The organism is Pseudoxanthomonas sp. OG2, assembly GCF_014192765.1.
GTDB classification, from domain to species: Bacteria; Pseudomonadota; Gammaproteobacteria; order Xanthomonadales; family Xanthomonadaceae; genus Pseudoxanthomonas_A; species Pseudoxanthomonas_A beigongshangi.
Map to the genome: position 1 here is coordinate 1,168,347 of NZ_JACHYM010000001.1, position 24,647 is coordinate 1,192,993.

General features: G+C 66.4%; 25 protein-coding genes and 5 tRNA genes. 7 read left to right on the forward strand and 23 right to left on the reverse strand.

Annotation, left to right across the window (positions count from 1 at the left end):
* Window positions 1–37: 37 nt before the first annotated feature.
* The 20 genes from rpoB to FHW78_RS05610 all read right to left on the reverse strand — a co-directional run bounded on the left by rpoB (window position 38) and on the right by FHW78_RS05610 (window position 16,994).
* Window positions 38–4,189 carry a DNA-directed RNA polymerase subunit beta gene (rpoB, locus tag FHW78_RS05515; RefSeq protein ID WP_183638693.1) on the reverse strand — a complete coding sequence of 1,384 codons (4,152 nt, stop codon included), beginning with the start codon at window positions 4,187–4,189 and terminating at the stop codon, window positions 38–40.
* Between the two features lie 312 nt (window positions 4,190–4,501).
* A complete protein-coding gene (rplL, locus tag FHW78_RS05520) occupies window positions 4,502–4,873 on the reverse strand; it encodes a 50S ribosomal protein L7/L12 (RefSeq protein ID WP_183638695.1) in 372 nt (123 codons plus the stop codon).
* A 62-nt stretch (window positions 4,874–4,935) separates the two neighbouring features.
* The gene (gene rplJ, locus FHW78_RS05525) at window positions 4,936–5,460 is read right to left on the reverse strand and encodes a 50S ribosomal protein L10 (RefSeq protein WP_183638697.1); all 525 of its coding nucleotides are present in this window, start codon (window positions 5,458–5,460) and stop codon (window positions 4,936–4,938) included.
* Between the two features lie 462 nt (window positions 5,461–5,922).
* Window positions 5,923–6,621: a 50S ribosomal protein L1 gene (gene rplA / locus FHW78_RS05530; RefSeq protein ID WP_141455872.1), complete on the reverse strand. Its 699-nt coding sequence runs from the start codon at window positions 6,619–6,621 to the stop codon at window positions 5,923–5,925.
* Window positions 6,622–6,624: 3 nt separating this feature from the next.
* Entirely contained in the window at window positions 6,625–7,053 is a 429-nt protein-coding gene (rplK, locus tag FHW78_RS05535; protein ID WP_141455871.1) for a 50S ribosomal protein L11, read from the reverse strand.
* Window positions 7,054–7,249: 196 nt separating this feature from the next.
* A complete protein-coding gene (gene nusG, locus FHW78_RS05540; RefSeq protein ID WP_141455870.1) occupies window positions 7,250–7,807 on the reverse strand; it encodes a transcription termination/antitermination protein NusG in 558 nt (185 codons plus the stop codon).
* A gap of 13 nt (window positions 7,808–7,820) precedes the next feature.
* Window positions 7,821–8,210: a preprotein translocase subunit SecE gene (secE, locus tag FHW78_RS05545; RefSeq protein WP_141455869.1), complete on the reverse strand. Its 390-nt coding sequence runs from the start codon at window positions 8,208–8,210 to the stop codon at window positions 7,821–7,823.
* A gap of 69 nt (window positions 8,211–8,279) precedes the next feature.
* Window positions 8,280–8,355, reverse strand: a tRNA-Trp gene (locus FHW78_RS05550).
* A gap of 98 nt (window positions 8,356–8,453) precedes the next feature.
* Window positions 8,454–9,644 (reverse strand): elongation factor Tu, encoded by a 1,191-nt coding sequence (gene tuf, locus FHW78_RS05555; RefSeq protein WP_183638687.1) that lies wholly within the window; start codon window positions 9,642–9,644, stop codon window positions 8,454–8,456.
* 45 nt (window positions 9,645–9,689) lie between these two features.
* Window positions 9,690–9,765: transfer RNA gene (locus FHW78_RS05560), tRNA-Thr, on the reverse strand.
* A 52-nt stretch (window positions 9,766–9,817) separates the two neighbouring features.
* Window positions 9,818–9,891 (reverse strand) — tRNA-Gly (locus FHW78_RS05565).
* Window positions 9,892–9,928: 37 nt separating this feature from the next.
* A tRNA-Tyr gene (locus tag FHW78_RS05570) sits at window positions 9,929–10,014 on the reverse strand.
* A gap of 110 nt (window positions 10,015–10,124) precedes the next feature.
* Complete coding sequence (gene ychF / locus FHW78_RS05575; RefSeq protein WP_183638699.1) at window positions 10,125–11,216, reverse strand: redox-regulated ATPase YchF; 1,092 nt, start codon at window positions 11,214–11,216, stop codon at window positions 10,125–10,127.
* Window positions 11,217–11,287: 71 nt separating this feature from the next.
* On the reverse strand, window positions 11,288–11,869 hold the full coding sequence (pth, locus tag FHW78_RS05580; RefSeq protein ID WP_183638701.1) for an aminoacyl-tRNA hydrolase: 582 nt from the start codon (window positions 11,867–11,869) through the stop codon (window positions 11,288–11,290).
* 53 nt (window positions 11,870–11,922) lie between these two features.
* Window positions 11,923–12,549, reverse strand: coding sequence for a 50S ribosomal protein L25/general stress protein Ctc (locus FHW78_RS05585; RefSeq protein ID WP_183638704.1), 627 nt, complete (start codon window positions 12,547–12,549; stop codon window positions 11,923–11,925).
* 151 nt (window positions 12,550–12,700) lie between these two features.
* Entirely contained in the window at window positions 12,701–13,660 is a 960-nt protein-coding gene (locus FHW78_RS05590) for a ribose-phosphate diphosphokinase (RefSeq protein WP_141455864.1), read from the reverse strand.
* Window positions 13,661–13,741: 81 nt separating this feature from the next.
* Window positions 13,742–13,817 (reverse strand) — tRNA-Gln (locus FHW78_RS05595).
* A gap of 5 nt (window positions 13,818–13,822) precedes the next feature.
* Window positions 13,823–14,692 carry a 4-(cytidine 5'-diphospho)-2-C-methyl-D-erythritol kinase gene (gene ispE / locus FHW78_RS05600; protein ID WP_183638706.1) on the reverse strand — a complete coding sequence of 290 codons (870 nt, stop codon included), beginning with the start codon at window positions 14,690–14,692 and terminating at the stop codon, window positions 13,823–13,825.
* Window positions 14,689–15,330 carry a lipoprotein insertase outer membrane protein LolB gene (gene lolB, locus FHW78_RS05605; RefSeq protein WP_183638708.1) on the reverse strand — a complete coding sequence of 214 codons (642 nt, stop codon included), beginning with the start codon at window positions 15,328–15,330 and terminating at the stop codon, window positions 14,689–14,691. The genes ispE and lolB overlap by 4 nt, the downstream gene beginning before the upstream one ends.
* On the reverse strand, window positions 15,327–16,994 hold the full coding sequence (locus FHW78_RS05610) for a tetratricopeptide repeat protein (protein ID WP_183638710.1): 1,668 nt from the start codon (window positions 16,992–16,994) through the stop codon (window positions 15,327–15,329). The genes lolB and FHW78_RS05610 overlap by 4 nt, the downstream gene beginning before the upstream one ends.
* Before the next feature lie 67 nt (window positions 16,995–17,061).
* Between FHW78_RS05610 and hemA the strand changes: the two genes are divergently transcribed.
* The 7 genes from hemA to FHW78_RS05645 all read left to right on the forward strand — a co-directional run bounded on the left by hemA (window position 17,062) and on the right by FHW78_RS05645 (window position 22,449).
* The gene (gene hemA / locus FHW78_RS05615) at window positions 17,062–18,342 is read left to right on the forward strand and encodes a glutamyl-tRNA reductase (RefSeq protein ID WP_183638712.1); all 1,281 of its coding nucleotides are present in this window, start codon (window positions 17,062–17,064) and stop codon (window positions 18,340–18,342) included.
* On the forward strand, window positions 18,320–19,405 hold the full coding sequence (gene prfA, locus FHW78_RS05620) for a peptide chain release factor 1 (RefSeq protein ID WP_183638714.1): 1,086 nt from the start codon (window positions 18,320–18,322) through the stop codon (window positions 19,403–19,405). The genes hemA and prfA overlap by 23 nt, the downstream gene beginning before the upstream one ends.
* Window positions 19,402–19,854 (forward strand): GNAT family N-acetyltransferase, encoded by a 453-nt coding sequence (locus FHW78_RS05625; RefSeq protein ID WP_183638716.1) that lies wholly within the window; start codon window positions 19,402–19,404, stop codon window positions 19,852–19,854. The genes prfA and FHW78_RS05625 overlap by 4 nt, the downstream gene beginning before the upstream one ends.
* A gap of 101 nt (window positions 19,855–19,955) precedes the next feature.
* The gene (gene moaB, locus FHW78_RS05630; RefSeq protein WP_183638718.1) at window positions 19,956–20,474 is read left to right on the forward strand and encodes a molybdenum cofactor biosynthesis protein B; all 519 of its coding nucleotides are present in this window, start codon (window positions 19,956–19,958) and stop codon (window positions 20,472–20,474) included.
* Window positions 20,475–20,488: 14 nt separating this feature from the next.
* Window positions 20,489–20,839: a helix-turn-helix domain-containing protein gene (locus tag FHW78_RS05635; RefSeq protein WP_183638720.1), complete on the forward strand. Its 351-nt coding sequence runs from the start codon at window positions 20,489–20,491 to the stop codon at window positions 20,837–20,839.
* On the forward strand, window positions 20,836–21,612 hold the full coding sequence (ppk2, locus tag FHW78_RS05640; RefSeq protein WP_183638722.1) for a polyphosphate kinase 2: 777 nt from the start codon (window positions 20,836–20,838) through the stop codon (window positions 21,610–21,612). The genes FHW78_RS05635 and ppk2 overlap by 4 nt, the downstream gene beginning before the upstream one ends.
* A gap of 132 nt (window positions 21,613–21,744) precedes the next feature.
* Window positions 21,745–22,449 (forward strand): hypothetical protein, encoded by a 705-nt coding sequence (locus FHW78_RS05645; protein WP_183638724.1) that lies wholly within the window; start codon window positions 21,745–21,747, stop codon window positions 22,447–22,449.
* A 69-nt stretch (window positions 22,450–22,518) separates the two neighbouring features.
* Here FHW78_RS05645 and FHW78_RS05650 read toward each other — a convergent pair whose 3' ends face one another.
* The 3 genes from FHW78_RS05650 to FHW78_RS05660 are packed head-to-tail and all read right to left on the reverse strand — an operon-like array spanning window position 22,519 to window position 24,634.
* On the reverse strand, window positions 22,519–22,785 hold the full coding sequence (locus FHW78_RS05650) for an acylphosphatase (protein WP_183638726.1): 267 nt from the start codon (window positions 22,783–22,785) through the stop codon (window positions 22,519–22,521).
* Window positions 22,785–23,360, reverse strand: coding sequence for a TlpA disulfide reductase family protein (locus FHW78_RS05655; RefSeq protein ID WP_183638727.1), 576 nt, complete (start codon window positions 23,358–23,360; stop codon window positions 22,785–22,787). Before FHW78_RS05655 ends, FHW78_RS05650 begins: the two co-directional genes overlap by 1 nt.
* Entirely contained in the window at window positions 23,357–24,634 is a 1,278-nt protein-coding gene (locus tag FHW78_RS05660; RefSeq protein WP_183641165.1) for a YihY family inner membrane protein, read from the reverse strand. The genes FHW78_RS05655 and FHW78_RS05660 overlap by 4 nt, the downstream gene beginning before the upstream one ends.
* Window positions 24,635–24,647: the final 13 nt, after the last annotated feature.

Sequence of the window (24,647 nt, forward strand, 5' to 3'; positions counted from 1 at the left end):
TTGCCAATCCCGAATCCCGTATCACCAATCCCGAACCTCAGTTGTCTTCCAGTTCCATGTTGATGGCCAGGGAGCGGATTTCCTTCACCAGCACGTTGAAGGATTCCGGCATGCCCGCGACCATCTCGTGTTCGCCGTCGACAATGTTCTTGTACATCTGGTTGCGGCCCTGCACGTCGTCCGACTTGACCGTCAGCATTTCCTGCAGGGTGTGCGCCGCGCCGTAGGCTTCCAGCGCCCAGACTTCCATTTCGCCGAAACGCTGGCCGCCGAACTGCGCCTTGCCGCCCAGCGGCTGCTGGGTGACCAGCGAGTACGGGCCGGTCGAGCGGGCGTGCATCTTGTCGTCCACCAGGTGGTTCAGCTTCAGCATGTGCATGTAGCCGACCGTGGTGTGGCGATCGAACGCTTCGCCGGTGCGGCCATCGAACAGCTGGGTCTGGCCGCTGATCGGCAGATCCGCCAGTTCCAGCATGTGCTTGATTTCCGCTTCCGCCGCGCCGTCGAACACCGGGGTGGCCATCGGCACGCCGTCGGTCAGGTTGCGCGCGAGGTTGATCAGTTCCTCGTCGCTGAATTGCGACAGGTCGACGCGATCTTCGCCCAGCTTCTTTTCGTGGTTGTAGATCTGGTCCAGGAACTTGCGCAGGTCGGCGACCTTGGCCTGGGCTTCCAGCATGGCCTGGATCTTCCGGCCCAGTCCCTTGGCGGCCCAGCCCAGGTGGACTTCCAGCACCTGGCCGATGTTCATACGCGACGGCACGCCCAGCGGATTCAGCACGATGTCCACGGTCTCGCCGGTGGCCATGTACGGCATGTCCTCGACCGGCACGATGGTCGACACCACGCCCTTGTTGCCGTGACGGCCGGCCATCTTGTCGCCCGGCTGGATGCGGCGCTTCACGGCCAGGTAGACCTTGACCATCTTCAGCACGCCCGGGGCGAGGTCGTCGCCGGCGGTGATCTTGCCGCGCTTGTCGGCGAAGCGGCGCTCGAACTCCTTCTCGTGCGCCTGGATCTGCTTCTGGGCGCGTTCGATGGCGTCGGAGGCGTCGTCGTCCTTCATGCGGATGGCGAACCAGTCGGCCTTCTTCAGGCCGTCCAGGTAGACGTCATTGACGGTGTCGCCCTTCTTCAGGCCCGGACCACCGTTGGCGACCTTGCCGACCAGCTGCGAACGCAGGCGGGCATAGATGGCGCTTTCCAGGATGCGGAACTGGTCGTCGAAGTCCTTCTTGACGCGCTTGATCTCGCTTTCCTCGATCTGGCGCGCGCGCTTGTCCTTCTCGATGCCGTCTCGGGTGAAGACCTGCACGTCGATGACGGTGCCGTCCATGCCGGGCGGCACGCGCAGCGAGCTGTCCTTAACGTCGGACGCCTTCTCGCCGAAGATCGCGCGCAACAGCTTCTCTTCCGGAGTCAGCTGGCTCTCGCCCTTCGGGGTGACCTTGCCGACCATGATGTCGCCGGCGCGCACTTCGGCGCCGATGTACACCACGCCGCTCTCGTCCAGGCGGTTCAGCGCCTGCTCGGAGACGTTCGGGATGTCGGCCGAGATTTCCTCCGGACCCAGCTTGGTGTCGCGCGCGACGCAGGTCAGCTCTTCGATGTGGATCGTGGTGTAGCGATCCTCTTCCACCACGCGCTCGGAAAGCAGGATGGAGTCTTCGAAGTTGTAGCCGTTCCACGGCATGAACGCGATCAGCATGTTCTGGCCCAGGGCCAGTTCGCCGATGTCGGTCGAGGGACCGTCGGCCAGCACGTCGCCGCGCGCCACCACGTCGCCCACGTTCACCAGCGGACGCTGGTTGATGCAGGTGTTCTGGTTGGAGCGGGTGTACTTGATCAGCGTGTAGATATCCACGCCGGCATCGTGCTCGCCGGAGATCTCGCTCTCGTTGACCTTGACCACGATGCGGGCCGCGTCGATCTGCTCGACCACGCCACCGCGACGCGCGTTGACGGTCACGCCCGAGTCGCGCGCCACGGCGCGCTCGATGCCGGTACCGACCAGCGGCTTCTGCGCACGCAGCGTCGGCACGGCCTGGCGCTGCATGTTGGCGCCCATCAGCGCGCGGTTGGCGTCGTCGTGCTCCAGGAACGGCACCAGCGCCGCCGCGACCGACACGGTCTGCATCGGCGAGACGTCCATGTAGTCCACTTCGCTCGGCGGCTTCAGCAGCGACTCGCCCTGGTAGCGGCACGGCACGAACTGCTCGGTCAGGTGGCCCTTGGCGTCATGCAGCGCATTGGCCTGGGCGATGACGTACTCGTTTTCCTCGATCGCCGACAGGTACTCGATCTCGTCGGTGATGGTACCGTCCACGACCTTGCGGTACGGGGTTTCCAGGAAGCCGTAATTGTTGGTGCGGGCGTACACGGCCAGCGAGTTGATCAGGCCGATGTTCGGGCCTTCCGGAGTCTCGATGGTGCAGACGCGGCCGTAGTGGGTCGGGTGCACGTCGCGCACTTCGAAGCCGGCGCGCTCGCGGGTCAGACCGCCCGGGCCGAGCGCCGAGACGCGGCGCTTGTGGGTCACTTCCGACAGCGGGTTGTTCTGATCCATGAACTGGGACAGCTGCGAGGAGCCGAAGAACTCCTTGATCGCGGCGGCCACCGGCTTGGCGTTGATCAGCTCCTGCGGGGTCAGCCCCTCGGACTCGGCCATCGACAGGCGCTCCTTGACCGCGCGCTCGACGCGGACCAGGCCCACGCGGAACACGTTCTCGGCCATTTCACCGACCGAACGCACGCGGCGGTTGCCCAGGTGGTCGATGTCGTCGACGGTGCCGCGGCCATTGCGGATCTCGGTCAGGACCTTGATCACGTCCAGGATGTCCGAGGTGTCGCCCAGTTCGGCGACCAGGCGCTTGGCCTCTTCGTCGGTGCGCGAACCGAAGTACTTCTTGTCGTACAGCACGGCCTCGCCGGTGACTTCCTTGCGGCCGACACGGCGGTTGAACTTCATCCGGCCGACATTGGACAGGTCGTAGCGCTCGAAGGTGAAGAACAGGTTGTGGAACAGGTTCTGCGCGGCGTCCTTGGTCGGCGGCTCGCCCGGACGCATCATCCGGTAGATCTCGACCAGCGCTTCCAGCTGGGTGCGGCTCGGATCGATGCGCAGGGTGTTGGACAGGTACGGACCACGATCCAGATCGTTCACCCACAGGGTGCCGACCGCGTCGACGCCGGCCTTGCGGAACTTGACCAGTTGCTCTTCGGTGATCTCGTCGTTGGCGTTGGCCAGCAGTTCGCCGGTGTTGCCGTCGATCACGTCGTGCGACAGGATGCGGCCGACCAGGTACTCGTCGGGCACCGCCAGCGCGGAGATGCCGGACTGCTCCAGCTGCTTCACGTGGCGCGCGGTGATGCGCTTGCCGGCTTCGACGATGACCTTGTCGCCGTCAGCCAGGTCGAAGTTGAGGGTTTCACCACGCAGGCGCTCGGACACCAGTTCCAGCTGCACGCCTTCGGGCAGGATGTGGAAAGTGTTGATGTCGAAGAACTCGTTGAGCATCTCCTCGTTGGAGTAGCCCAGCGCGCGCAGCAGGATGGTCACCGGCAGCTTGCGGCGACGATCGATACGGGTGAACAGCGCGTCCTTGGGATCGAACTCGAAGTCCAGCCAGGAGCCGCGGTAAGGGATGATGCGGGCGCTGTACAGCAGCTTGCCCGAGCTGTGGGTCTTGCCGCGGTCGTGGTCGAAGAACACGCCCGGCGAGCGGTGCAGCTGGGAAACGATGACGCGCTCGGTGCCGTTGACGATGAAGGTGCCGTTCTCGGTCATCAGCGGGATTTCGCCCAGATAGACCTCCTGCTCCTTCACGTACTTGATCGCCTTGGTGGACGATTCGCGGTCATAGATGACCAGGCGCACGGTGACGCGCAGCGGGGCACCGTAGCTCAAGCCACGGTTGCGGCACTCGCGCTCGTCGAACACCGGTTCGCCCAGCTTGTAGCCAACGTATTCCAGCGCGGCATTGCCACTGTAGCTGGAGATCGGGAACACCGATTTGAGGGCGGCGTGCAGGCCGCGATCCTCGCGCTTGGACGGCTCGGTGAATTCCTGCAGGAATTCGCGGTAGGAGTCGACCTGGATGGCAAGCAGGAAGGGGACTTCGAGGATCGAACGCTGTTTGCCGAAGTCCTTGCGGATGCGCTTCTTCTCGGTGAACGAGTATGTCGTCATGGGAGTGCCTTTGGCATCGGGGGCCGCGCGTCCGCGACCCCGGGGGAACATTCTTTCGAACGGGAGAATTTTCAGTTGGAAGCCGCTGGTATTGCCGGCACCAGCACGCCTTCTGCTGCTGCTTCCAACTACAAACTCGATTGGAGGCGGGGATTCGGGATTGGGGATTCGGGATTCGGAACAGCGCTGTTTTGCTCTTCCAATCCCTACTCCCGAATCACCAATCCCGGCCTTTCAAACAACGACCGAAGGCCAGGGGCTTGCGCCCCCGGCCTCGGTTTGCCGCCGATGTTGCGTGGCGACGGATGTTGCTTACTTCACTTCGACGGTGGCGCCGACGGCCTCGAGGTCCTTCTTCATCTTCTCGGCGTCTTCCTTCGAAGCGGCTTCCTTCAGGACGCCACCGGCCTCGGCGAGGTCCTTGGCTTCCTTCAGGCCCAGGCCGGTGATGGCGCGGACGGCCTTGATGACTTCGACCTTCTTGTCGCCGGCGGTCTTCAGGGTGACGGTGAACTCGGTCTGCTCTTCGGCCGGGGCGGCGGCGGCGGCCGGACCGGCAGCAGCGACGACCGGGGCGGCGGCGGAGACGCCGAACTTCTCTTCGATGGCCTTGACCAGCTCCATCACCTCCATCAGGGTCTTGCCGGCAATGGCGTCGACGATCTGTTCGTTGGAAAGGGACATTGTGTTTACCTTTTGGAAATTTATCTTGGGAAAGGGTTCAGTGAACCGTTAAGACGTCGAACTCAGGCTTCGGCCGCAGCTTCGGCGACGGCTTCGCCGCCACCCTGCTTGTCGCCCACGGCCTTGACGGCACGGGCGAACATAGCGGCCGGTTCGGCCAGGACGCGGGCCAGCATGGCCAGGGCCTGATCACGGGTCGGCAGCGACGCCAGCACGTCAACGTGGCTGGCCGGATACAGCTGACCGCCCACCGAGACCACCTTGGCCTGTAGCTTGTCGTTGCCCTTGGCGAATTCCTTGATCAGACGCCCGGCAGCGCCGGGTTCTTCCGTCGAAAACGCATACAGCAGCGGACCGACGAGCTTTTCCTTGACGCACTCGTATTCGGTACCTTCGACGGCACGGGAAGCCAGGGTGTTCTTGACAACTTTCAGGAACACGCCGGTCTCACGCGCCTTCTTGCGCATCGCGGTCATCTGGGTGACCGTGATGCCTGCGTATTCGGCGGCGACCAGGGAGTGCGCCTTGGCGGCGACGTCTGCCAGTTCGGCGACTACTTCTTGCTTCTGGGACAGATTGAGAGCCATACACTCCTCACTTGTTGATTCCGCTCGCGGCTCCTGCCGCTTGCGGTCCTGGACGGCACCCATCCTGGGTACCGGGGGCGCGAGCCCCGGCGGTGGCCTTTCTGACTGGCATGAATCTGCACCAGGAAATTTCCAGAAGGCGGCACCATCTGCGCAGGCGCGTCCCCTTTCGGGTCCGGATTAAGCGATCCCGCTTCCATCGACGGCGATTCCCTGCCAACACGAGCTTCCGTGCCCGTCGTCGATGCGCGCGGACCGCACCTGCGGTCTTTGACGGCTATCGCTCGGGAACGGATTCCGTTGCGATTGCCCTCAAATGTTCGGCAACGTCCTCGCGAACGCTGCCTTGTTGCGTTTCCTTGCGTGGGCCGGATCCAGGAATCTTCAAGATTCCAATGGATTCCTGCTTTCGCAGGGATGATGAACCGGCAGGCCCGCGCGCCAGGCGCGCGGGCCGGTTCATCACTTCAGGTTGAGCGACGACTGGTCGACGGTGACGCCGGGACCCATGGTCGAGCTGACCGAGATCTTCTGCAGGTACTGACCTTTGGCGGTGGCCGGCTTGGCCTTGACCAGATCGGCCAGCAGGGCCTGCAGGTTGTTCTTCAGCGCTTCGTCCTCGAAGCTGGCCTTGCCGATGGTGCAGTGGATGATGCCGGCCTTGTCGGTGCGGTAGCGCACCTGACCCGACTTGGCGTTCTTCACGGCTTCGGCCGGGTTCGGGGACACGGTGCCGACCTTCGGGTTCGGCATCAGGCCGCGCGGGCCCAGCACGGTGCCCAGCTTGCCGACCACGCGCATCGCGTCCGGCGTGGCGATGACCACGTCGTAGTTGATGTCGCCGGCCAGCATCTTCTCGGCCAGGTCGTCCATGCCGACGGCTTCGGCGCCGGCGGCGGCCGCTTCGTCAGCCTTGGCGCCGGCCGGGGCGAACACCGCCACGCGCACCGACTTGCCGGTACCGGCCGGCAGCACGGTCGAACCGCGAACCTGCTGGTCGGACTTCTTGGCGTCCACGCCCAGGCGCACGGCGACGTCGACGGACTCGACGAACTTGGCCTTGGTGGCGGACTTGATGATCTTCAGCGCCTCGTCGATGGCATATGCCTTGCCCGGGGTCACTGCGGCCAGGATGGCCTTCTGTCGCTTGGTCTGTGCCATCTCTTAACCCTCCACCGTCAGGCCCATGGAGCGGGCCGAACCCGCGATCGTGCGAACTGCTGCGTCCAGGTCGGCCGCGGTCAGGTCGGGTTCCTTCGCCTTGGCGATCTCTTCCAGCTGCTTGCGGGTCACCTTGCCCACCTTCTCGGTGTTCGGGCGCTTGGAGCCGGACTGGATGCCCACGGCCTTCTTCAGCAGGATGGTCGCCGGCGGCGTCTTGGTGATGAAGGTGAACGTACGATCGGAATAGGCGGTGATGACCACCGGAATCGGCAGACCCGGTTCCAGCTTCTGCGTGGCGGCGTTGAACGCCTTGCAGAATTCCATGATGTTCAGGCCGCGCTGGCCCAGGGCCGGACCGACCGGCGGCGAGGGGTTGGCCTGGCCGGCCTTCACCTGCAGCTTGATGTAACCAACAACTTTCTTAGCCATTTGAGTTCTCTCCGGGTGCTAGCGCCTGTTTTGCAGGCTCCCCATCGGACCGGGAAAATCACGCGTCCCGGCTTCGCGTTGTAGACGCACGGAAGCCGCCTTGCGGCGGCGGGTGCCCTGCCCGGCTCCTTTGGACAGGGAGCCGCGCAGTATATCAGGGTTTTCCTGGTCGTGCCGGGGGCACGCCGGGAGGGGGTCAGGCCTTCTCGACCTGGCCGAATTCCAGCTCCACGGGGGTGGAGCGGCCGAAAATGAGCACCGCCACGCGCAGGCGGCTCTTTTCGTAGTTGACTTCCTCGACCACGCCGTTGAAGTCGTTGAACGGGCCGTCGATGACCCGGACCATCTCGCCCGGCTCGAACAGCACCTTGGGACGGGGCTTTTCCACACCTTCCTGAACGCGGTCCAGGATGGCGGCGGCCTCCTCGTCACGGATCGGCAGCGGGCGATCGGCGGTGCCGCCGATGAAGCCCAGCACCTTGCTGGTTTCCTTGACCAGATGCCAGCTCTCGTTGTCCATGCGCGGGATGCCCGCCTCGTCATGGGTCTCGATCTGGACCAGGACATAGCCCGGGAAGAACTTGCGCTCGGAACGGCGCTTCTGGCCGGAGCGCATCTCGACCACTTCCTCGGTCGGAACCAGGACGTCGCCGAACTTTTCCTGCATGTCGTTGCGGACGATGCGATCCCGCAGCGCCTGTGCAACCGACTTCTCGAAGCCCGAATAGGCGTGAACCACGTACCAACGCTTCACTGCGACATCCTCCTCAGCGGCCGTAGTCCAGGAACAACTCGATCGCCCATTTGATGGCGAAATCGAAGCCTGCCAGCAGCAGGCTCAGGATGATGACGACGATCGCCACCACCCAGGTCATGCGGGTCGCTTCCTGGCGGGTCGGCCAGACCACCTTGCGCAACTCGAACCGCGATTCGGACAGGAATTCCCGGGTGTCCCGGCCCTTGCCGGTGGTCAGGAACACGACCGTGCCCAGGACCAGGCCGGCCGCGACCGCCAGCGAACGCAGCGGCGTGGCCCACTGGCCATTGAACCACCACCACGCCACCAGGCCCGCGACCACGAGGGCAGCGGCCAGCACGTACTTGGCGATGTCGCCGGCGGATGCGCCGCCTTTGGATTGTTCGACCTTGCTGTTCAAGTCAGTGTCGCTCTTTGCTCTAAGGGGCCGGCCATGCATGCCGGCCCTGTGCGGAAGACTCCGCCGGTGTGGCACGCCAGGAGGGACTCGAACCCCCAACCTGCGGTTTTGGAGACCGCTGCTCTGCCAATTGAGCTACTGGCGTATCGATTTGCTAAAGGTTTCCCTTAGACGGCGAAGGCGGACCGAGGTTCCGGCCCGCCGTTCGCGAGGTCCGGCGAAGCGATTCGCCGGAACAGCAGCTTACTTGATGATCTTGGCCACGACGCCGGCGCCGACGGTACGACCGCCTTCGCGAATGGCGAAACGCAGACCTTCGTCCATCGCCACCGGGTTGATGAGCTGCACGGTCATCTTGATGTTGTCGCCCGGCATCACCATCTCGGTGCCTTCCGGCAGCGTCACCGCACCGGTGATGTCCGTGGTCCGGAAGTAGAACTGCGGGCGGTAACCCTTGAAGAACGGCGTGTGACGGCCACCCTCGTCCTTCGACAGCACGTACACCTCGGCTTCGAACTCGGTGTGCGGGGTGATGGAACCCGGCTTGGCCAGCACCTGGCCACGCTCCACGTCGTCACGCTTGGTGCCGCGCAGCAGCAGGCCCGCGTTGTCGCCCGCCTGGCCCTGGTCCAGCAGCTTGCGGAACATTTCCACGCCCGTGACCGTGGTCTTCTGGGTCGGACGGATACCGACGATTTCGATTTCGTCGCCCACCTTGATGATGCCGCGCTCGATACGACCGGTCACCACCGTGCCACGGCCCGAAATCGAGAACACGTCTTCCACCGGCATCAGGAACGGCTTGTCCACGTCACGCTGCGGCTCCGGAATGAACGTGTCCAGCGCTTCCACCAGCTTCAGGATGGCCGGCACGCCAATCTCCGACTGGTCGCCTTCCAGCGCCAGGCGCGCCGAACCGTGGATGATGGGGGTGTCGTCGCCCGGGAACTCGTACTTGGTCAGCAGCTCGCGAACTTCCATTTCCACCAGTTCCAGCAGCTCGGCGTCGTCCACCATGTCCGCCTTGTTCAGGAACACCACGATGTACGGCACGCCCACCTGGCGCGACAGCAGGATGTGCTCGCGCGTCTGCGGCATCGGGCCGTCCGCGGCCGAGCACACCAGAATCGCGCCGTCCATCTGCGCCGCACCGGTAATCATGTTCTTCACGTAGTCCGCGTGACCCGGGCAGTCCACGTGCGCGTAGTGGCGCGTCGGGCTTTCGTATTCCACGTGCGCCGTCGAAATCGTGATGCCGCGAGCCTTCTCTTCCGGCGCCGCGTCAATCGCGTCGTACGCCTTGAACTCGCCGCCAAAGCGCTCGGCACCCACCTTCGTCAGCGCCGCCGTCAGCGTCGTCTTGCCGTGGTCAACGTGACCAATCGTGCCCACGTTCACGTGCGGCTTGGTGCGTTCGAATTTACCCTTTGCCATGGCTGCTTCTTCTCGAGGTGGATCGTTGAAATGGAGTTGGAAAGGTGGTGCTCACGAATGGAATCGAACCATCGACCTCCTCCTTACCAAGGAGGTGCTCTACCGACTGAGCTACGTGAGCGTGAAACTGTTTGTCGCTTCGGTTACCGCAGGTCCCGCGCTGGGCGTTCAAGTGGAGCGGGAGACGGGAATCGAACCCGCACCATCAGCTTGGAAGGCTGAGGTTCTACCGTTGAACTACTCCCGCGCCGGGAGACCACTACAACACAAAACAACTCAAATTTTGGTGGAGGGAGGTGGATTCGAACCACCGAAGGCGTAAGCCAGCAGATTTACAGTCTGCCCCCGTTGGCCGCTTGGGTATCCCTCCGTAGCCACCCGGAAGAGCCGGCCGGAGGGGCCAAATCAAACCGGGGTGAAACAGCCAGCGATTTTGGCCTGAAGCAGACTGGCTGTCAACGCGAAACGCCAACTTTTTTATCAGACGTTGAAGCGGAAGTGCAGCACGTCGCCTTCCTGCACCCGGTATTCCTTGCCTTCCAGGCGCAGCCGGCCGGCGTCGCGCGCGCCCGCCTCACCCTTGTACTTGATGAAATCGTCGAAGGCGATGGTCTCGGCGCGGATGAAGCCCTTCTCGAAATCGGTATGGATGACCGCCGCCGCCTGGGGCGCGGTGGCCCCGGCCTTGACCGTCCAGGCCCGGACTTCCTTGACCCCGGCGGTGAAGTAGGTCTGCAGGCCGAGCAGCTTGTAGGCCGCGCGGATCACCCGGTTGAGGCCCGGTTCATCCAGGCCGAGGTCGGCCAGGAAGGTGTCGCGATCGGCGTCGTCCAGTTGGGCCAGCTCTTCCTCGATGGCGGCCGAGACCGGCACCACCTCGGCGCCCTCGGTGGCGGCGCGGGCGCGCACGGCCTCCAGGTGCGGGTTGTTCTCGAAGCCGTCCTCCAGCACGTTGGCCACGTACATCACCGGCTTGAGGGTCAGCAGGAACAGGTCGCGGACCAGCGCCCGCTCCTCCTCGTCCAGGCCCAGCGCGCGGCCCGGCTGGCCTTCACTCAGGCCGGCATGCAGCTTCTGCAGGACCGGTTTGCGGGCGATGGCATCCTTTTCGCCGGCCTTGGCCGAACGTTCGGCGCGGTTGAGCGCTTTTTCGACGCTATCCAGGTCGGCCAGCGCCAGTTCGGTGTCGATGGTCTCGATATCGGCGATGGGATCCACCTTGCCGGACACATGGACGATGTCGCCGTGCTCGAAGCAACGCACCACGTGGGTGATCGCGTCGACCTCGCGGATGTGGGCCAGGAACTTGTTGCCCAGGCCCTCGCCACTGGCCGCGCCGGCTACCAGCCCGGCGATGTCGACGAACTCGACCGCGGTCGGCAGCACTTTCTGCGGCTTGACGATTTCGGCCAGCTGGTTCAGTCGCGGATCCGGTACCGGCACCACGCCGACATTCGGCTCGATGGTGCAGAACGGAAAATTGGCCGCGGCGATGCCCGCCTTGGTCAGCGCGTTGAACAGGGTCGACTTGCCCACGTTGGGCAGGCCGACGATGCCGCATTTGATGCCCATAAATATCCGGGATTGGGAATTCGGGATTCGGGATTCGAAAAGTGCTTTTCCGAATCCTGAATCCCCAATGCCTAATCCCTGCTCGTGTGCAGCCGCTTCATGGCCTCGTTGAAATCGCCCTGCACGGCCAGCGGGAGCACGTCGATGGCGTCGTCGATGGCGCGGCCGATCAGGATTTCGTCGTCCTTGCCCGGCTTGCCCAGCACCCAGCCGGTCACCTTGTCCTTGTGGCCGGGATGGCCGATGCCGATGCGCAGGCGGTGGAACTTGCCGTGCCCCAGCAACTGGAGGGTGTCGCGCAGGCCGTTCTGGCCGCCGTGGCCGCCATCGAACTTCAGCCGCGCCACGCCGGGCGCCAGGTCCAGTTCGTCGTGGGCCAGCAGCGCCTCTTCCGGCGCAATCTTCCAATAGCGCAGGGCGGCGGTCACCGATTTGCCGCTCAGGTTCATGTAGGTGGCCGGCTTGAGCAGCCAGACTGGCTGGCCGGCGACCACGACCTTGGCGGTTTCACCGAACAGCTTGCTTTCCAGGCCGAACCGCACGCCCTGTGCCTCGGCCAGGGTGTCGACAAAACGGAACCCGGCGTTGTGCCGGGTTCTGGCGTGCTCGGCACCGGGATTGCCCAGTCCGACGATGAGACGAAGACCTGCCATCGCAGTGCCTCACGCCGGTGCGCCCGCTGACGCGGACGCACCGTGGCGCAAGATTACTTCTCTTCCTTCTCAGCGCCTTCGGCCGGAGCCTCGGCTTCTTCCTTGCCGTGCTTGGCGATCACGACGGCGACGTCGTGTTCCTTGCCCAGCTTCAGTTCCGGGATTTCCACGCCGGCCGGCAGCTTGATCTCCGACAGGTGCACGACGGCGCCCACGGCCAGGTTCGACAGGTCGAGCTCGATGAACTCCGGCAGATCCTTCGGCAGGCACTCGACCACGACTTCGTTCAGTTCGTGGGTCACGACCACGTCGGCCGACTTGCCGGCGGGCGAGGTGTCCTGGTTGATGAAGTGCAGCGGCACCGCGGTGCGCAGGGTCTCGTTCTCGTTCACGCGCTGGAAGTCCAGGTGCATGATCTGCTGCTTGTACGGGTGACGCTGCATGTCACGCAGCAGCACCTTCTGGATGTCGCCATTGAGGCTCAGGTCCAGGATCGAGGAATAGAACCAGTCGTGCTGGCTGGCCAGCCAGACTTCGTTGTGGTTCAGCTGGATGCTGACCGGCTTGAGTTCGCCACCGTAGACGATGGCGGGAACGTTGCCGGCGTGACGCAGGCGGCGGCTCGCACCCTTACCCTCGTCTTCGCGGCGCTGGACCTTGATTTCGTGTGTCTTTGCCATGTTTGCTAACTACCTAGGTTGATGAACCGCCTCGCGGCGGCCTTGAAGACTCCCCCGCGACCAGGAGAGCCGTTTGAATGCCGGGATTTGGCATTCGGGATTCGGGATTCGCAAACGCCAATCCCGAATCCCCAATCACGAATCCCGGCCGTCAATCCACATACAGCGAGCTCACCGACTCGCCAAAGGCGATGCGGCGAACCGTTTCGGCCAGCAGTTCCGCCACGCTGAGCTGGCGGATGCGGCCGCACGCCTTCGCTTCCGGCGAAAGCGGGATGGTGTCGGTGACGACCAGCTCGTCCAGCACCGACTTGTTCAGGTTGTCCACCGCCGGGCCCGAGAGCACGGCGTGGGTGCAGTACGCAGCCACCTTCTTGGCGCCTCGCGACTTCAGCGCTGCTGCGGCGGCGCACAGGGTGCCGGCGGTGTCGACGATGTCGTCCACCAGCACGCAGTCCTTGCCGTCCACGTCACCGATGATGTTCATCACGGTGGCGACATTGGCGCGCGGACGGCGCTTGTCGATGATGGCCAGGTCGGCATCGTCCAGGCGCTTGGCGACGGCGCGCGCGCGCACCACGCCGCCCACGTCGGGCGAGACCACGATCAGGTTGTCGGTGCCGTAGGCGCGCCAGATGTCGGCCAGCAGCAGCGGCGAGGCGTACACGTTGTCGACCGGGATATCGAAGAAGCCCTGGATCTGGTCGGCGTGCAGGTCCACCGTCAGCACCCGATCGGTACCGACCGCGCTGAACATCTTGGCCGCCACCTTGGCGGTGATCGGCACGCGCGAGGAACGCAGGCGGCGATCCTGGCGCGAGTAGCCGAAGTACGGCACCACCGCGGTGACGCTGGCGGCCGATGCGCGCTTGAGCGCGTCGATCAGCACCAGCAGTTCCATCAGGTTTTCCGCGGCCGGGGCGCAGGTGGGCTGGACCACGAACACTTCCTGCCGGCGGACGTTCTCCTCGATTTCCACCTGCACTTCGCCGTCGGAGAAGCGCGACACCAGCGCCTTGCCCGGACGCACGCCCAGTTCGCGGCAGATGCTGTCGGCCAGCGGCTTGTTGGCGTTGCCGGAGAAGACAAGCAGGTTGCGGTCGTCTTGCATTTTTCTCTCTCGGCGTGGCTTCTGGCGGCGGCGGGAAGTCGCGGCGCAGTCCCTCGCGGGCGCTGCAGGAAAACCGCGGATTGGCAGGGGCGGAAGGATTCGAACCTACGAATGCCGGGATCAAAACCCGGTGCCTTAACCACTTGGCGACGCCCCTAGGCGTTAGGTTTCCGATTCGAGCGCATCCTGCAGCGGCGAGCGCGGCGCGCCCGGCGCCAGCCAGGCCCGCAGGCCGGACAGTTCCGCCAGCGCCGCTTCCGCCTGGGTCCGCTGTGCGAACTCGACGAAGCAACCGCTGCCGGATCCGGTCAGCCGCGGCGTGCCGATACGCGCCAAGGCCTGGAACACGGCCTCGATGGCGGGTTCCCGGCGGCGCAGTACCGGCTCGAACGCATTGCCGAGCAGGTGTCCCGAAACGAAGTCCGACATTTTCGCGGGTGGCGCGTTTCGCGTCAAATCAGGGGCCTGGAAAAGTGCCGCGGTGGGGACATGGACGCCGGGGTCGGCCAGCACGTACCAGGCCGGAGGCAGCGCGATGGGGGTGAGCTGTTCACCGACACCCTCGGCCCAGGCGTTGTGCCCGCGGACGAACACCGGTACGTCCGCGCCCAGCCGCAGGCCCAGCGCCGCCAGTCGCTCCACCGGCAGGCCGGTACCCCAGAGCCGGTTGAGCACGACCAGCACCGTCGCCGCGTCGGACGAGCCGCCGCCAAAGCCACCGCCGGCTGGAATGCGCTTTTCAACGGAGATGTCCGCTCCTTGCGCGCAATTGGCCTCTTTTTTTAGCAAGTTAGCCGCGCGCACCAACAGGTCATCGGCCTCGGCCACGCCGGGAACGGAAGCTCCCACCCGGCGGATCGCGCCATCCGGCCGCACCCGCAGGTGCACGGTGTCGCCCCAATCCAGGATCCGGAACACCGACTGCAGCAGGTGATAGCCGTCCGGCCGGCGGCCGGTGATGTGGAGGAACAGGTTCAGCTTGGCCGGTGCGGGCCAGGCCGACCAGCCGTCCTCCGGAGAGGATGCCGTCACGGCGCGGCCCCGAGATCCCAGCGATCCACGATCAGGCGGACCCGGGCCTGGCCGCGCTCGGCCTCGATTCGCCGGGGCATCGCGGGCTGAGCGCCGGCGGCCGGCAGCCACTCGGTGTAGCGGATGGTCCAGCCAGCCTGGCGCAACGCCTGCAGCTGGCCCTCGGGACCGAACTCCGGGCTGCCCTGCCCGCTCAGGCCGCGCGCCCATTCCGAGAGGGTCTGCACCGGAATGTCCCAGCCGGTGGCTTCGCGCAGCAGCAGATCGGCGTCTTCGCCCTGGCGGGGGCCGCCTTCCAGCCCTTCCAGCCGCGCGCCGTCGGCGCCGGCGCTGAGGCGCCAGCTCTGGCGGGTGACCGGGGCGCTCAACGAAGCGGTGTACTGCGCGCCCTGCTGGCGCCAGTCGAGCCGGCCGCTGCCGCCCTTGCCGGCCTGGCTGACCGCCACCCGCGCCTCGAATCCCCATTCCGGTTGCCCGCGCAACCACGCTTCGCGGGTGGCTTGGCGCGCCTGCGCGGCGGCCACGTCCTCGGGATCATCCAGTGGCGGCGGCGCGGATTTGCGGCCACCCCCGCTGGCGCAGGCGGCCAGCATCAACACACAGGCCGCCAGCAGCGGGCCACGCCAGTTCCACTTCATGCTCCGGTCTTCTCCAGCGCCCGCTGCAGCGAGCGGTTTTCAGGGTCGAGCTTGCGCGCCTCGTCGAAATACTTGCGCGCCTCGTCCTTCTGCCCCATCACCCACAGCACTTCGCCGACGTGCGCGGCGATCTCGGGATCCTTCTGCAGGGTGAAGGCACGGCGCAGTTGCACCAGCGCTTCCGGCAACCGTCCCAGCCGGTACAGCACCCAGCCGTAGCTGTCGATGATGGCGGCGTTCTCCGGCTCGGCCACGCGCGCGCGATCAATCAGCTCCAGCGCTTCCCGGTAGCGCTGGGTGCGATCGGCCAGGGTGTAGCCGAGTGCGTTGAGGGTGGCGGTGTTCTCCGGATCGATGACCAGGATCTTGCGGAAATCGGCCTCTGCGCGATCGATCCGATCCCGCCGTTCCCAGGCCAGGCCGCGCGCATAGAGGACCTCGATGTCGTCCGGATAGGCCGCCAGACCGCGCGCGAACACATCCAGCTCGCCGTTGTCGTCCCCGTTCTTCTGGCGCAGCTCGGCTTCCAGCAGATAGGCATTGCGGCGGGCGTCGTCGTCGGCCGAGGCGTCGCCCTGCAGGGTGCGCAGTTCCTGGAACGCCTGGGCCTTGTCGTCCAGTTCGTAGAGGGTGTTGGCGGCGCGCAGGCGCGCCTCGGAACGGGCGCTGCCGGCCGGCACGCTGCGGTACCAGTCCAGCGCTTCCTGCGGACGCTTGAGGAACTCGGCCATCTGTCCCAGCAGCAACCGCCGACCGCCGTCGGGCTGGCTGGCCTCGCGGCGCAGTTCGTCGTACAGCGCGGTCAGCGCGGTGGTGTTGTCGGCCTTGGCCAGCAGGGAGGCCCGCAGCGCGTAGCTCTGATCGTCCTGCGGCCCCTTCGCCAGGGTGGCCGCCGCGGCCACCGAATCCCCCAGCGCCTCGTACTCGGCCGCCACTGCCAACCGCAGCTCGGGCTTTTCCAGTACGTCCGGTCCCAGCCCGCCCAGCACCTTGCGCGCCTCGGCTTCGTCACCGGACCGCCGCAGTTGGGCCGCGTGCAGCAGCACCACGCGCGGCTCCTGCGGGAAGCGGTCCACCACGCTGCCGACGATCCGGCGCGACAGTTCCGGCTGCTCCAGCTGCTGGGCCAATCCGGCGAACGCCAGCCAGGCCTGCAACTGGGCGGGAATGGTGTTGCCGTCGACCAGTTCGCCCAGCAGTTTCGCCGGCAGCTCCGGATCCTTGCCGCCACTGCCCAGCGCGGTCAGCGCGTAGCGCCAGCCCATCTCGTCGGGCGAGGCCATCAGCGTGCCCAGTTCCCGGCGGGCTGCGCGGGCGTCGCCCCGGCGCAGCGCCAGGGTGGCTTCGGCACCGCGCATGGCCAGCGACTTCGGCGCGCGGGCGCGCCACAGCTTGAGCGCCTCGGTGGCGCCGGCGTCGTCGTTGGAAAGCAGGGCGATGCGGGTGGCACGTTCGGCCAGCCCGGCATCCTCGGTGGCGCGGGCCGCTTGCAGGTACCAGCGGGAGGCTTCCGACAGCTGCCCGGTCTGGAGCGCGAACTCGCCCGCCATCACCGTGGTGAGGGCATCGTCCCGCGCCGGCGGCGCCTTGCGCGAGGCCAACGCGGGGCCGGACAGGGCCAACAGCAAGGAAAGCACCAGGCTGAGACGCAATATTGCGGGCATGAGACTCACGTGGGCCGTAAAATAGCGGCCACTTACCAGCCAGCAGCTTAGCGCAAGCACCTGAACGATGACGTTGTGGGTCCTCGGACTGAATCACCAGACCGCGCCGGTCGAACTGCGCGAACGCGTGGCGTTCGACGCCGGCGCGTTGCCGTCCGCGCTGTCCGCGCTCCGCGCCCTGCCGCAGGTCGAGGAAGCCGCGCTGCTGTCCACCTGCAACCGCACCGAGCTGTACGCGGTGGCCCATGATGGGCAGGTGCTCGCGAACTGGCTGGCGACCCATGCCGACGGGCTGGAAGCCTATCTCTACCGCCATCGCGACGCCGACGCCGTGCGCCACCTGTTCCGGGTCGCGACCGGGCTGGACTCGATGGTGCTGGGGGAACCGCAGATTCTCGGCCAGGTGAAGGACGCCTGGGCCAACGCGCGCGAGCACGGCGCGCTGGGCAGTCGCCTAGACCGGCTGTTCCAGCAAACCTTCGCGGTGGCCAAGCGCGCCCGCACCGACACCCGCGTGGGCGCCAATCCGGTGTCGGTGGCCTCCACCGCGGTGCGCCTGGCGCAGGATTCCTTTGCCCGCCTCAGCGACTCGACCGTGCTGCTGGTCGGCGCCGGCGAAACCATCGAACTCGCCGCCAAGCACCTCAGTGAAGGCCGGGTGCGGCGGCTGCTGATCGCCAACCGGACGCTTGCTCACGCGCAGGAACTGGCCAGCCGGCACGGCGGCTACGCCCTGCCGCTGGGCGAACTGGAACGCCACCTGGCCGAAGCCGACGTGGTGTTTTCGGCGACCGCCGCGCGCGAGCCAATCCTGCTCCGCGCGCATGTCGAACAGGCGCTCGCGCGCCGCCGGCACAAGCCGATGCTGCTGTTCGATCTGGCGGTCCCGCGCGACATCGCCGCCGACGTGGCCGAGCTCAACGACGCCTACCTGTACACGGTCGACGATCTGGAGCGCGCGGTGGAAGACAACCGCCGCAGCCGCCGCGAGGCCGCCGACGCCGCCGAGGCGATCATCGAACTGCAGGTCGCCCGCTTCGTGGAAACCCTGCATGCCAGCAGCCGCCAGGAGCCGCTCAAGCGCCTGCGCGCGCATGGCGAGCAGGCACGCGACGACGTGCTGGCCAAGGCCCGCCAGCAACTCTCCAACGGTCGCGATCCGGACGCGGTGCTGGAATTCCTGGCCCACTCGCTGACCAACCGGCTGTTGCATCCGCCGACCGCCGCGCTACGCGAGGCCGCGCTGACCGGCGACGCCGAGTTGGCGCGCGCCGCCGATCGCCTGTTTCCGGAAAAGGCGCCCTACTCCCATCCCAAGAAACCCGATGACGCCGACGCTGCGCCGTAAACTCGAAGCGCTGGCCGAACGCCGCGAGGAACTGGAACGCCTGCTGGCCGACCCCGGCGTGGCCGGCGACAACGATCGCTTCCGCAACTATTCGCGCGAGTTCGCACAACTGGAACCGGTGGCGCTGGCGCTGGCGGAGGAAGCCAAGGCCAAGCGCGACCTGGCCTCGGCCGAGGCGATGCGCGGGGATCCGGACCTGGGCGATCTGGCGGAAGAGGAAATCGCCGCCGCGCGCGCGCGCCTGGCCGAGCTGGAAGACGAACTGTCGCTGCTGCTGGTGCCGCGCGACAACCGCGACGACGGCAACCTGTTCCTGGAAGTGCGCGCCGGTACCGGCGGCGACGAGGCGGCGATCTTCGCCGGCGATCTGTTCCGCATGTACGCGCGATACGCCGAGCGCCAGGGCTGGCGGGTGGAGATCGAGTCCGACAATCCCGGCGAGCATGGCGGCTACAAGGAAATCGTGGCCAAGGTCAGCGGGCGCGGCGCGTTCTCGCGGCTCAAGTTCGAATCCGGCACCCATCGCGTGCAGCGCGTGCCCGAAACCGAATCGCAGGGCCGCATCCATACCTCGGCGGCCACCGTGGCGATCATCCCCGACGTGGACGAGGTCGAGGACATCGCGATCAATCCGGCGGATCTGCGGATCGACACCTTCCGCTCTTCCGGCGCCGGCGGCCAGCACGTCAACAAGACCGAATCGGCCATCCGCATCACCCACGTGCCTTCCGGCGTGGTGGTCGAGTGCCAGACCGAGCGCAGCCAGCACGCCAACCGCGACAAGGCGATGAAGCGGCTGAAGGCGCAACTGCTCGACGCCGAGCGCAGCAAGCAGCAGGCCGCCCAGGCCGCCTCGCGGCGGTTGCAGGTCGGCAGCGGCGACCGCAGCCAGCGCATCCGCACCTACAACTTCCCGCAGGGCCGGATCACCGATCACCGGGTCGAGGGCCTGACCCTGTACGATCTGCCCAACATCATGGAAGGCGATCTGGATCCGCTGGTGGATCGCCTGACCCGCGAATACCAGGCCGACGAACTGGCCCGACTGACGGAGGCGGCATGAGCATCACGGTACGACGCGCGACCCTGGCCGACGCGGGCGCGATCGCGCCACTGTTCGATCTGTACCGGCAGTTCTACGAGCAGGCCCCGGACGCCACGCTGGCGTCGACGTTCATCCACGAGCGGCTGGCGCGAGAGGAGTCGGTGATCTTCGTCGCCGAGGACGGCGGACGCCTGCTGGGATTCACCCAGTTGTTTCCTTCGTTCTCCTCCGTGCGCGCGGTACGCGTCTGGGTGCTCAACGACCTTTACGTCGTCCGCGAGGCCCGCCGTCAGGGCGTGGCGCGGGCGTTGCTGGACGCTGCGGCGGCATTCGGCCGGGATTCGGGTGCCGCGCGCCTGGAGCTGGAAACCGATCACGACAACCGCACCGCCCAGGCGCTGTACCGGCACCTGGGTTGGGAGCCGTACGACGGCACCCTGCGGTTCCGCCTTCCGCTGGATGCCTGAGGCCTTTTGCGGCGCGGATACCGCCGCGATGGCGGGGGATGCGTGCCGGTCGTGAACGGGCACCATTGAAAGCCGCGCCGGCCAGCCCTTACGCTGCCGGCATGAGCCATGCCAACGACTTCCTGCCCCTGCGCCTTGCCCTGCTGACCGTCTCCGACAGCCGTACCCTGGCCGAGGACGGCAGCGGCGACTACCTCGCCAACGCCGCCACCGACGCCGGCCACCGGATCGCCGAGCGCAGCCTGCTTCCGGACGACCGCTACCAGCTGCGTGCACTGGTTTCGCGCTGGATCGCGGATCCGGAGGTGGACGGCATCCTCGTCACCGGCGGCACCGGCTTCACCGGCCGCGATTCCACGCCGGAAGCCCTGCTGCCGCTGCTCGACAAGGAGATGCCGGGCTTCGGCGAGTTGTTCCGCGCGATCAGCTTCGAGGAAATCGGGACCTCCTCGCTGCAGTCGCGCGCCTTCGCCGGATTGGCCAACGGCACCTTCCTGTTCTGCCTGCCCGGCTCCACCTCGGCCTGCCGCACGGCCTGGGAACGCATCATCTCCGCGCAACTCGACGCCCGCACCCGGCCCTGCAACCTCGCCACCCTGCGGCCCCGCCTCAAGGAATGACTACAGGAACGGCCATGTCCATCGACGCCACCCTGCGCATGCTCGCCAAGGCCAGCGGACTCAGCGCCGCCGACATCGCCACCGCCATTCCCCGGGTCGGCGCCGCGACCGTCCGATCGTGGATGAGCGGCGACAAGCTGCCCGGCAAGGATCAGCTGGCCGCCCTCGCCCGCACGTTCGGCGTGCCGGCGGGCGCGTTGCTGGCGGAACTGGCCACCCAGTTGGATCCGGCGCGCACGCGCGGCGAACACGATCTCCTGGCCGCGTACCGCGAACTGAATTCCCGCCAGCAGGGCGCGCTGCTGGAAGTGGCGCGCGGCATGGCCGGCACCTCCCGCCAGAACCGCCGGAAGAAGGCCCCATGAAAGAACTCAAGCGCAAGGAATACGAACAGTTGCTCAAGCCGTTGCAACTGGAACTGGCGGCGATGGCACGCTGGGCCGCGCACGCGGGCGCGCGCATCGTGGTGCTGATGGAAGGCCGCGATACCGCCGGCAAGGGCGGTGCCATCAACGCCATCCGCGAACACCTCAATCCGCGCCAGTGCCATGTGGTCGCACTGCCCAAACCCGGTGAACGCGAAAGTACCCAGTGGTACCTGCAACGTTACATCGCACACCTGCCGGCGGCGGGTGAAATCGTGCTGTTCGATCGCAGCTGGTACAACCGCGCCGGGGTGGAAAAGGTGATGGGCTTCTGCACCGCCACCGAGTACCGCCGGTTCCTGGCCCAGGTCCCGATCTTCGAGAAGCTGCTGGTGGACGACGGCATCCTGCTGTTCAAGTACTGGCTGGCGGTGGATCAGTCGCGCCAGGAGGAGCGCTTCGCAGAACGCGCCGAGGAACCACTCAAGAGCTGGAAGCTCTCGCCCATCGATCTGAAGGCGCGCGAGAAATACGCCGACTACACCGCCGCCCGCGAGGCGATGCTCAAAGCCACGCACACCACCGACGCGCCGTGGACGCTGGTCGACTTCAACGATCAGCGACGCGGCCGGCTGACCCTGATCCGCGACCTGCTGGATCGCCTGCCAGACACCCAGGTGCCGCTGGAGACCTTCGGCCTTCCGCCGTTGAAGGGCAAACCGCAGAAAGAGAAGTACGGCGTGCTCAAGCCGATCGCGCCGTTTCCGATCTGATCCGCGCGCTCGTTCCGCGCGGCTGAACGTTTCCCATGTGGAATGTGAGTTACGTGACCTGTTTCACTGCCGATTCAGTCCGTTCTCCCAAGACTCGCCGCACCTGAATCACATCCGCCAATGGAGTGCCCCATGAACACCATCCGCCATTCCAGACCGCTGCTGGCGCTGTGCGCCGGCCTGCTGCTCGCCACCGCTTCGGCCGCGAATGCGCAGGTGGTCGGCTACAACTTCCGCACGGGCGATGCGTGGGTCGACACCCGCCTGATCGAGATCAACGACTACGGTTCGCGCTACCGCGAGCCCTTCATCGACGAGATGACCGGCTACTACGGTGCACCGCGCTCGCTGGTGACGGACCTGTTCGGCCGGCGCTGGTCGGCGGGCGACATCTACTACGCCTGCGCCATCGCGCACATCCTGCGCCTTCCCTGCATCGATGTCGTCCATGAGTACGAGCGCAATCCCGGCCAGGGCTGGGGCGCCATCGCCAAGCGCATGGGCATCAAGCCCGGCTCGTCGCAGTTCCATGCGCTGAAGAACGGCTTCTCGCGCACCTATGACCGCTGGGGCTATCCGGTCGCGGTGGATCGCAACGTGCATGTCGACTGGTCCAAGCATGGTCCGGGCAAGGGCAAGCCGGCGAATGCCGGCAACGGCAACGGCGGCGGCAAGAGCTCGCGTCCGGCGCAGGGCAACGGCCACGCGGCCTCCGACAAGGGACGCGGCGGCGAACACGGTCCTCCGGCGCAGAGCGGCGGCGGCAAGGGCAAGGGACAAGGACAGGGTGGCAAGGACAAGGACAAGGACAAGGGCAACGGCCAGGGCAAGAAGTAAGCCGGACCGAACCGACGCAAACGAAAGAGGCGGCCACCTGGCCGCCTCTTTTTTGTTTGCGAACGCGCTTCAGCCGACTTCGAATCCCGGCGGCACCGGCGCGGTCCACGGCAAGCGTTCCACCCGCGTGACGCGCGCCTGCGGTGGACCGTGGTGCAGCCAGCCCGCCAGCGTTTCGATGGCCTCCGGCTCGCCGGCCACGATCACTTCCACGCGCCCGTCCGGCAGGTTCCGCGCCATCCCCGCCAGACCCAGCCGGCGTGCCTGTTCGCGGGTGGAGGCGCGGAAGAACACGCCCTGCACCTTGCCTTCGATCAGGAAGCGGACCGCGTCCATCAGCCCGGCTTGCCCGCCGACTGCGCCATCAGGGCTTCCAGATCACGCGCGGTGACCGGGCCGGCGAACGCCTTGGCCACCTTGCCTTCGGGCGAGATCAAATAGGTGGTGGGCAAGCCGCGCGGCGTCGCGAAATCGGCCGGCGGCGCCATCACGTCGAGGATCGCGATCGGATAGACCACCGGGTGTTCCTTCAGGAACGCCTGCATGTCGGCGGCGGTGATGTCCTCGTAGGCCAGGCCGATGACCTGCACGTCCTCGCGCATCGCATCCAGCGCCGACAGTTCCGGCATCTCCTTCAGGCAGGGCGCGCACCAGGTGGCCCAGAAGTTGACTACCACCCATTTGCCGCGCTGCGCGGACAGTTCGAACCGTCCGCCATCGATGGTATCGACCGCCAGTGTCGGCAGATCGGCGGTGGTTTCCCGGATCTGCATGCCGTTGCCGGCATCGGCCGCGGGCGCTTCCGCGGCCGGTTTTGGTTCACCTGTCGCAGCGGGGGCGGCCGGCGTCGAAGGCTTGCAGCCGGCCAGCGCCAGCGTGCCCGCCAGCAGGATTGTCAGCACCACTCTCATCGATTGTCCTCGTTGGAATCCAGATAGATGTCGCTGACCCGGCGCTTGAGCAGTTCGCGCAGCGGCACCCGCAATTCGTCCAGCGTGCGGCGCGCGGCGATGCCGAGCGAATCGTCGCGACACGGCAGGTGCGCCTCGGCGATCGGAATGCGCAATTGGCACGCCTCGTAGAGCTCGGCCAGGGTCATGTCGTCCAGATCCCGCGCCAGCAACCATTCGCCCTCCTCCGCCCGCCGCAGCAGGTTGATGTCGGCCAACTGGCCGAGCATCTGCTGGATCAGCGAATCGGTCAGCATCGGCTCCAGCGCCAGGATCTGGTCGCTGTGCAGGCCCTGGCCCTGCGCGCGGGCTTCGTTGAAGCGGCCCAGCATGCGCAGCAGCCCATAGATTTCGTAGCCGAGCGGCAGCCGCATCGATACCGGCTGGTAGCGGAAGGCCGCCATCGCCGACGCCAGCGACGCCCCCATCAGGATCGCCACCCAGCACAGGTAGATCCACATCAGCAGGATCGGTACCGCGGCGAACGTGCTGTAGATCTTCTGATAGGTATTGAAGCTGCCCAGGTACAGGCCCAGGCCCCACTTCACCAGTTCCAGCAGGACGGTGGCGAGCAATGCGCCGGCCATCGCATAGCGCAGCTTGATGGTCCGGTGCGGCACCACGCGGTAGATCATGGTGATGGCGGCGAACTCGATCAGCAGCGGCGCCAGCGTCAGCACGAAGGTGCGCAGCACCTGGCCCTCGCTGGTCGCGAACAGCGGCAGGGCGAAGAAGCGGGCCGACATCGCCAGCGACGCCGCCGCCACCAGTGCGCCCAGGGTCAGCACCGTCCAGTACACCAGGAAACGCCCGAACTTCGGCCGCGACGAGGCCACCCGCCAGATCCGGTTGAAGGTCGCCTCGACGCTGTTGAGCGTGATCAGCAGTGAAATCACCAGCACGATCACGCCGACCGCGGTGAGCTGGCCCGCGCTGGCGGAGAACTGCTTGATGTAGATCTCCGCCGAACGCGCCGCATTGGGCACGAAGTTGGAGAAGATGTAGTCGCTGAGCTGGTCGCTCCAGCGATCGAACACCGGGAAGGCCGACAACACCCCGAACACCACCATCGCCAGCGGCACCAGCGCGAACAGGGTGGTGTAGGCCAGCGACGCCGCCGCCTGGAACAGCCGATCGTCGAGGAAACGCTTGGCCAGGAAACGGAAGAAGGTACCGGCGCGCGCGCGGTCGCGCAGGCGGTCGGTCCAGCGATTGACGGAATCCAGTGGCTCCATGACGCCGAAAGGG

Excerpts from the sequence above, each read along its gene's own strand:
- rpoB (WP_183638693.1), bottom strand. The coding sequence starts at position 4,189 with ATGACGACATACTCGTTCACCGAGAAGAAGCGCATCCGCAAGGACTTC.
- rplL (WP_183638695.1), bottom strand. The coding sequence starts at position 4,873 with ATGTCCCTTTCCAACGAACAGATCGTCGACGCCATTGCCGGCAAGACC.
- rplJ (WP_183638697.1), bottom strand. The coding sequence starts at position 5,460 with ATGGCTCTCAATCTGTCCCAGAAGCAAGAAGTAGTCGCCGAACTGGCA.
- rplA (WP_141455872.1), bottom strand. The coding sequence starts at position 6,621 with ATGGCACAGACCAAGCGACAGAAGGCCATCCTGGCCGCAGTGACCCCG.
- rplK (WP_141455871.1), bottom strand. The coding sequence starts at position 7,053 with ATGGCTAAGAAAGTTGTTGGTTACATCAAGCTGCAGGTGAAGGCCGGC.
- tuf (WP_183638687.1), bottom strand. The coding sequence starts at position 9,644 with ATGGCAAAGGGTAAATTCGAACGCACCAAGCCGCACGTGAACGTGGGC.
- ychF (WP_183638699.1), bottom strand. The coding sequence starts at position 11,216 with ATGGGCATCAAATGCGGCATCGTCGGCCTGCCCAACGTGGGCAAGTCG.
- pth (WP_183638701.1), bottom strand. The coding sequence starts at position 11,869 with ATGGCAGGTCTTCGTCTCATCGTCGGACTGGGCAATCCCGGTGCCGAG.
- FHW78_RS05585 (WP_183638704.1), bottom strand. The coding sequence starts at position 12,549 with ATGGCAAAGACACACGAAATCAAGGTCCAGCGCCGCGAAGACGAGGGT.
- FHW78_RS05590 (WP_141455864.1), bottom strand. The coding sequence starts at position 13,660 with ATGCAAGACGACCGCAACCTGCTTGTCTTCTCCGGCAACGCCAACAAG.
- lolB (WP_183638708.1), bottom strand. The coding sequence starts at position 15,330 with ATGAAGTGGAACTGGCGTGGCCCGCTGCTGGCGGCCTGTGTGTTGATG.
- FHW78_RS05610 (WP_183638710.1), bottom strand. The coding sequence starts at position 16,994 with ATGCCCGCAATATTGCGTCTCAGCCTGGTGCTTTCCTTGCTGTTGGCC.
- hemA (WP_183638712.1), top strand. The coding sequence starts at position 17,062 with ATGACGTTGTGGGTCCTCGGACTGAATCACCAGACCGCGCCGGTCGAA.
- prfA (WP_183638714.1), top strand. The coding sequence starts at position 18,320 with ATGACGCCGACGCTGCGCCGTAAACTCGAAGCGCTGGCCGAACGCCGC.
- FHW78_RS05625 (WP_183638716.1), top strand. The coding sequence starts at position 19,402 with ATGAGCATCACGGTACGACGCGCGACCCTGGCCGACGCGGGCGCGATC.
- moaB (WP_183638718.1), top strand. The coding sequence starts at position 19,956 with ATGAGCCATGCCAACGACTTCCTGCCCCTGCGCCTTGCCCTGCTGACC.
- FHW78_RS05635 (WP_183638720.1), top strand. The coding sequence starts at position 20,489 with ATGTCCATCGACGCCACCCTGCGCATGCTCGCCAAGGCCAGCGGACTC.
- ppk2 (WP_183638722.1), top strand. The coding sequence starts at position 20,836 with ATGAAAGAACTCAAGCGCAAGGAATACGAACAGTTGCTCAAGCCGTTG.
- FHW78_RS05645 (WP_183638724.1), top strand. The coding sequence starts at position 21,745 with ATGAACACCATCCGCCATTCCAGACCGCTGCTGGCGCTGTGCGCCGGC.
- FHW78_RS05650 (WP_183638726.1), bottom strand. The coding sequence starts at position 22,785 with ATGGACGCGGTCCGCTTCCTGATCGAAGGCAAGGTGCAGGGCGTGTTC.
- FHW78_RS05655 (WP_183638727.1), bottom strand. The coding sequence starts at position 23,360 with ATGAGAGTGGTGCTGACAATCCTGCTGGCGGGCACGCTGGCGCTGGCC.
- FHW78_RS05660 (WP_183641165.1), bottom strand. The coding sequence starts at position 24,634 with ATGGAGCCACTGGATTCCGTCAATCGCTGGACCGACCGCCTGCGCGAC.